The organism is Acidovorax delafieldii 2AN, from assembly GCF_000175235.1.
GTDB lineage: Bacteria > Pseudomonadota > Gammaproteobacteria > Burkholderiales > Burkholderiaceae_C > Acidovorax > Acidovorax delafieldii_B.
Genome location: NZ_ACQT01000227.1, coordinates 1 through 5,640, shown reverse-complemented (window position 1 = coordinate 5,640; position 5,640 = coordinate 1). Strand labels below are relative to the sequence as shown.

The window sequence follows — 5,640 nt, the reverse complement described above, 5'->3', positions numbered from 1 at the left end:
AAGCGGCCGTGGTGGCCGCCAAGGCGCAGGCCGAGGCCGCACAGGCCGCCATCACGGCGGCGCGTACCCAGGTGGCCAGCGCGCGCGCAGCCGTCACCGCAGCGCAAGCCACCGTGGCGCGCATCAAGGCCGACATCGACGACAGCGCCCTCGTGGCCCCCCGCAGCGGCCGCGTGCAGTACCGCATCGCACAGCCCGGCGAAGTGATCGGCGGCGGCGGCAAAGTGCTCAACCTGGTGGATCTGTCGGATGTCTACATGACCTTCTTCCTGCCCGAGGCCGTTGCCGGCAAGCTGGCGCTGGGCAGCGAAGTCCACATCGTGCTCGACGCGGCGCCACAGTTCGTGATCCCTGCGCAGGTGTCGTTCGTGGCCAGCACCGCGCAGTTCACGCCCAAAACCGTGGAGACCGCCAGCGAGCGGCAGAAGCTGATGTTCCGCGTCAAGGCACAGATTGCGCCCGAACTGCTGCAAAAGCACGTGAAGCTGGTCAAGACCGGGCTGCCCGGGGTGGCATGGCTCAAGCTCGACGCTGCGGCCGCGTGGCCTGAACACCTCGCCGTCAAGCTGCCGGAGTAAGGCGTGACGACAGCCCCCTCCTGCGTGGCCCGGCTGGCGGACGTCGGCCTGCGCTACGGCAAGGCCGTGGCGCTGGCGGGTATCGACCTCGACATTCCCGCCCGGCGCATGGTCGGGCTCATCGGGCCCGACGGCGTGGGCAAGTCCAGCCTGCTGGCGCTCATGGCGGGCGCCCGTGCGCTGCAGCAAGGCAGCCTGCAGGTGCTGGACGGCGACATGCGGAGCAAGCGGCACCGCGAGGCGGTTTGCCCGCGCATCGCCTACATGCCGCAGGGCCTGGGCAAGAACCTGTATCCCACGCTCTCGGTCGAAGAGAACCTGCAGTTCTTTGCGCGCCTGTTCGGCCACGACGCGACCGAACGGCGCCGGCGCATCGACCACCTGACGCAGAGCACCGGGCTGCACCCCTTTCTTTCGCGCCCGGCGGGCAAGCTCTCGGGCGGCATGAAGCAGAAGCTCGGCCTGTGCTGTGCGCTCATCCACGACCCCGACCTGCTGATCCTGGACGAGCCGACCACCGGCGTCGATCCGCTGGCCCGCGCCCAATTCTGGGACCTGATCGCGAGCATCCGCAGCGAACGCCCGCAGATGAGCGTGGTCGTGGCCACGGCCTACATGGACGAGGCCCAGCGCTTCGACTGGCTGGTGGCCATGGACGACGGCCAGGTGCTCGCCACGGGAGCACCCCCGGAATTGCTGGAGCGCACCGGCACCAGCAACCTCGAGGCCGCCTTCATCGGGCTGCTGCCCGACGAGAAGAAGCGCGGCCACCAGCCCGTGGAAATCACCCCGCTCACGCTGGACGACGATGCCCAGGTGGCCATCGAGGCGCGGGGCCTGACCATGCGCTTTGGCGACTTCGTGGCCGTGGATCATGTGGACTTCCGCATCCGCCGCGGCGAGATCTTCGGCTTCCTGGGATCGAACGGCTGCGGCAAGTCCACCACCATGAAGATGCTGACCGGCCTGCTGCCCGCCAGCGACGGCGAGGCCTGGCTGTTCGGCCAGAAGGTGGACCCTCGGGACATCGAAACGCGCCGCCGCGTCGGCTACATGTCGCAGGCTTTCTCGCTGTATGGCGAGCAGACCGTGCGGCAGAACCTGGTGCTGCACGCACGCCTGTTCCATGTGCCCGAGAGCCAGGTGCAAGCCCGGGTGCAGGCCATGGTCGAGCGCTTCGGGCTGCAGGAAGAGCTCGACAGCCTGCCGGATGCACTGCCGCTCGGCCTGCGCCAGCGCCTTTCGCTGGCCGTGGCCATGGTGCACCAGCCCGAACTGCTGATCCTGGACGAGCCCACCTCGGGCGTGGACCCCGTGGCGCGCGACAACTTCTGGCGCCTGCTGATCGAGCTGTCCCGCCGCGACCAGGTCACCATCTTCATTTCCACCCACTTCATGAACGAGGCCGAACGCTGCGACCGCATCTCGCTGATGCACGCGGGCAAGGTGCTGGTCAGCGCCCGGCCGGCCGACATCGCCACGCAACGCGGCGAAGGTTCGCTGGAACAGGCCTTCATTGCCTACCTCGAAGACGCATCGGGAACGCAGAAAGCGGCGCCCGAACAAGGGGCGCAGCAGGCAGCGCCCGCAAGGGAGCCTGCCTCTGCCGGGCCCCTGCCGCAGCCCCCTGCCCCGGCGGCTGCCGCGCACCCACGCCGGGCGTTCTTCAGCCTGGGCCGTGCCCTCAGCTACATGTGGCGCGAAACACTGGAGCTGCGGCGCGACCCGGTGCGGGCCACGCTGGCGCTGCTGGGCACCGCGCTGCTGATGTTCATCATTGGCTACGGCATCAGCCTGGACGTCGAAGACCTCAGCTACGCCGTGCTGGACCAGGACCAGACCGTGCTGAGCCAGAACTACGCGCTCAACCTCGCGGGCTCCCGCTACTTCATCGAAAAGCCCCCGATCCGCAACCATGCCGAGCTGGACCAGCGCATGCGCAGCGGCGAGCTGGCGCTGGCCATCGAGATTCCGCCCGGCTTCGCGCGCGACCTCCAGCACGGCAGGACGGTGCAGATCGCCGCCTGGGTCGATGGCGCCATGCCCATGCGCGCGGAAACCGTGCGCGGCTACATCAGCGCCATGCACCAGATGTGGCTGGCCGACATGGCAGAGCACCGGATGGGCGTGCGGCTGGCGGCCGCCAGCTCGGTCGAGACGCGCTTTCGCTACAACCCCGATGTCAAGAGCCTGCCCGCCATGGTGCCGGCCGTGATTCCGCTGCTGCTGATGCTGATACCGGCCATGCTCACCGCACTGTCGGTGGTGCGCGAAAAGGAACTGGGCTCCATCATCAACCTGTACGTCACGCCCGTCACGCGGGCCGAGTTTCTGCTGGGCAAGCAACTGCCCTACGTCGTGCTGGCCATGTTCAACTTTCTGCTCATGACCGCGCTGGCAGTGACCGTGTTTGATGTGCCGCTCAAGGGCAGTTTCGCCTCTCTGGCGCTCACCGCGCTCGTGTTCGTGATCTCGTCCACGGGCTTCGGGCTGCTGGCCTCCACGTTCACCCGCAGCCAGATCTCGGCGATGTTCGTCACCATCATCGGCACGCTCATCCCTTCGGTACAGTTCGCCGGCCTGATCAACCCCGTGTCGTCGCTGGAGGGCATGGGCGCGTTCATTGGCCGCATCTACCCGGCCACGCACTTCCTTACCATCAGCCGGGGGGTGTTCAGCAAGGCGCTCGATCTATCGAGCCTGCTGCCTTCCTTCTGGCCGCTGCTGGTGGCAGCGCCCGTGATCGTCGGCATGGCCATTGCGCTGCTGCGCAAGCAGGAGTCCTGACCATGCGCAGAGCCTCCATTGCCAACGTCTGGCGCCTGGGCATCAAGGAGTTGTGGAGCCTCGTGCGCGACCCCATGATGCTGGTGTTGATTGCCTACACGTTCACGGTGTCGATCTACGTGGCGGCCACCGCCATGCCCGAGGGCCTGCACAAGGCCGCCATCGCCATCGTGGACGAGGACGACTCGCCCCTGTCGGCGCGCATCGTGGGCAGCTTCTATCCCCCGCAGTTCATCACGCCGCGCCTGATCACGCTGGCCGAGATGGACGCCGGCATGGACAACGGCCACTACACCTTCGTGCTCGACATCCCGCCCAACTTCCAGCGCGAGGTGCTGGCCGGGCTGACGCCCTCGATCCAGCTCAACGTGGACGCCACGCGCATGAGCCAGGCCTTCACCGGCAGCGGCTATGTGCAGCAGATCGTGGCGGCCGAGGTGAGCGAGTTCGTGCAGCGCTATCGCGGCGGCACGCAGTTGCCGGTGGACCTGAACGTGCGCATGCGCTTCAACCCCAACCTGGAGCACGCCTGGTTTGGCGCCCTGATGGAAATCATCAACAACGTCACCATGCTGTCCATCATCCTGACCGGAGCCGCGCTGATCCGCGAACGCGAGCACGGCACCATCGAGCACCTGCTGGTCATGCCCGTGACACCCGGCGAGATCATGCTGGCCAAAGTCTGGTCGATGGGGCTGGTGGTGCTGCTGGCGGCGCTTGTGGCGCTGGTGTTCGTGGTGCAGGGCGCACTGCATGTGCCGGTACAGGGGTCGGTACTGCTGTTCATGGGCCTGGCGGCGCTGCACCTGTTCGCCACCACGTCCATGGGCATCTTCCTGGCAACCGTGGCGCGCAGCATGCCGCAGTTCGGCATGCTGTTGGTGCTGACCCTGGTGCCGCTGCAACTGCTGTCGGGTGGAGTCACGCCACGCGAGAGCATGCCCACCCTCGTGCAGAACGTGATGCTGGCCGCGCCCACCACCCATTTCGTGACGGCCGCACAGGCCATTCTGTACCGGGGCGCAGGGCTCGACGTGGTCTGGCCCCAGTGGCTGGCCATCCTGGCCATCGGCGGCGTGCTGTTCACGGCCTCTCTGGCCCGTTTTCGCAAGACCATCAGCCAGATGGCCTGATCTTTCCCAACCCCTCGGAGCCCCATGCCAGACATCCTGCCCGCCCCACCCCCCGCAGCCGGCGCCGTTGACGACCTGGGCACCGTGCGCAACCGCACCTTCGACGAGATCGCGGTGGGCGACACCGCATCGATCGACCGCACGCTCAGCACCGAAGACATCCAGCTCTTTGCCGTGCTTTCGGGCGACGTGAATCCGCAGCACCTGGATGCGGACTACGCCGCCTCGACGCGCTTTCACGGAGTGATCGCCCATGGCATGCTGGGCGGCGCGCTGATCTCGGCCGTACTGGGCACGCGCCTGCCCGGCCCCGGCACCATCTACCTGGGGCAGACGCTGAAGTTCCTCGCGCCCGTGCGCGTGGGTGACACGCTGCGCATCAGCGTGACCGTGACCACGCGCGATGAGGCCAAGAAACGCCTGAAGCTGGCCTGCAGTTGCGTCAACCAGGACGGCGTGACCGTGATCAGTGGCGAGGCCGATGTGATCGCCCCCACCGAGCGCATCGAGCGCGCACGCACCACGCTGCCCGAAGTGCGGCTGACCGTGAATGGCGACGGCCTGCACCATTTGCTGGACCATGTGCGCCCGCTGGGGGCGATCCCCGTGGCGGTGGTACACCCCTGCGATGCGTTGAGCCTTTCGGGGGCGCTGGATGCCCGTGCGGCCGGCCTGATCACCCCCGTGCTCGTGGGCCCGCGCGCGCGCATCGTGGCGGCAGCGCAAGACAACGGCCTGGACATCGCCGGCATCGCCATCGAGGACGTCCCCCACAGCCACGCCGCCGCCGCGCGTGCCGTCGAACTGGTGGCCCAGGGGCTGGTGGCGGCCCTCATGAAAGGCAGCCTGCACACCGACGAACTGATGGGTGCGGTGGTCGCCAGCCAGGGCGGCCTGCGCACCAAGCGGCGCATCAGCCACTGCTACCTGATGCAGACACCGGCCTATCCGCGCCCCTTCATCATCACCGACGCCGCCGTCAACATTGCCCCCACGCTTGACGACAAAGCCGACATCGTGCGCAACGCCATCGACCTGGCGCATGCCATCGGCGTGGCGCGGCCCCGCGTGGCCATCCTGGCGGCGGTGGAGACCGTCAACCCGCACATGCCCGCCACGCTCGACGCGGCCGCGCTGTGCAA

General features: G+C 67.9%; 4 protein-coding genes. All 4 read left to right on the top strand.

The features are described from left to right. Nucleotides 1–578, top strand: a 578-nt coding sequence (locus ACDELDRAFT_RS18360) for an HlyD family secretion protein (RefSeq protein ID WP_005799493.1), incomplete at its 5' end; no start/stop codon positions are given. A 3-nt stretch (nucleotides 579–581) separates the two neighbouring features. Then, nucleotides 582–3,365 (top strand): ribosome-associated ATPase/putative transporter RbbA, encoded by a 2,784-nt coding sequence (gene rbbA, locus ACDELDRAFT_RS18355; RefSeq protein WP_005799492.1) that lies wholly within the window; start codon nucleotides 582–584, stop codon nucleotides 3,363–3,365. Nucleotides 3,366–3,367: 2 nt separating this feature from the next. After that, entirely contained in the window at nucleotides 3,368–4,498 is a 1,131-nt protein-coding gene (locus ACDELDRAFT_RS18350; protein ID WP_005799491.1) for an ABC transporter permease, read from the top strand. A 24-nt stretch (nucleotides 4,499–4,522) separates the two neighbouring features. Then, nucleotides 4,523–5,640: bifunctional enoyl-CoA hydratase/phosphate acetyltransferase (locus ACDELDRAFT_RS18345; protein ID WP_005799490.1), on the top strand; the 1,118-nt coding region annotated here is incomplete at its 3' end.

What these genes read in the sequence shown, in the direction of transcription:
- ACDELDRAFT_RS18350 (WP_005799491.1), top strand. Translation starts at nt 3,368, where the DNA reads ATGCGCAGAGCCTCCATTGCCAACGTCTGGCGCCTGGGCATCAAGGAG.